Origin of the sequence: Vibrio sp. AIC-3, from assembly GCF_013114515.1 — a bacterium.
In the GTDB taxonomy this organism is placed as follows: domain Bacteria; phylum Pseudomonadota; class Gammaproteobacteria; order Enterobacterales; family Vibrionaceae; genus Vibrio; species Vibrio crassostreae_C.
In genome coordinates this window covers 1-714 of sequence record NZ_VTXG01000079.1, presented here as the reverse complement: position 1 = coordinate 714, position 714 = coordinate 1, and the positions used below count along the sequence as shown (strand labels likewise).

1 protein-coding gene is annotated in these 714 nt (G+C 40.5%); it reads left to right on the top strand.

Annotation, left to right across the window (positions count from 1 at the left end; genetic code table 11):
- Positions 1 to 62: 62 nt before the first annotated feature.
- Positions 63 to 714, top strand: a 652-nt coding sequence (locus F0229_RS21675; RefSeq protein ID WP_171733698.1) for an IS5 family transposase, incomplete at its 3' end; no start/stop codon positions are given.

Below are 714 nucleotides of genomic sequence, written 5' to 3'. Positions count from 1 at the left end.
TTTGAACAGCATGGTAAAGAGTTATAATTTGCTTCGCCAAAAGTAAAACCATAACCAATACCATGCCAAGAACAATGCTAACTGATATTCGCTGGGAACTGCTACTCCAAGTTATGAAAAGTACAGGTCGTATTTACGATAAAACTGAACATCGAATGACATTTGAAGGAATACTTTATCGAATGAGAACAGGTATTCCTTGGCGAGATCTACCCTCTGAGTTCGGAGAGTGGAGTACCGTTTACAGACGATTTAATCTTTGGTCAAAGAAAGGGATTTTAGATAGTCTTTTCAAAAGCTTATCTAACATGGCTGATTTTGAATGGGTATTTCTTGATGGCTCTATAGTTAGAGCACATCAGCATAGTACAGGTGCAGCTACTGAAAGTTCAGAGCAAATAGGAAAAAGTCGCGGGGGCAACTCAACCAAAATTCACTTAGCCGTAGATAGTGGTGGCCTGCCGATTTGCTTTGATTTATCAGAGGGACAACGCCACGATATAGTGCATGCCGAAAGCTTAGTTGAGCAACTCGATGAAGTTAATACCATCGTTTGTGATAAAGGATATGACAGCGCACCTTTCCGTACTTTTGTTAAGGAACGTGGCGGAGAAACGGTAATTGCTAAACGCAATTACGGACAAGATATAGACAAAGACAGTATGGATTGGTGTTTATACAAGTATCGTCACTTGGTCGAAAATGCCTTTGGGA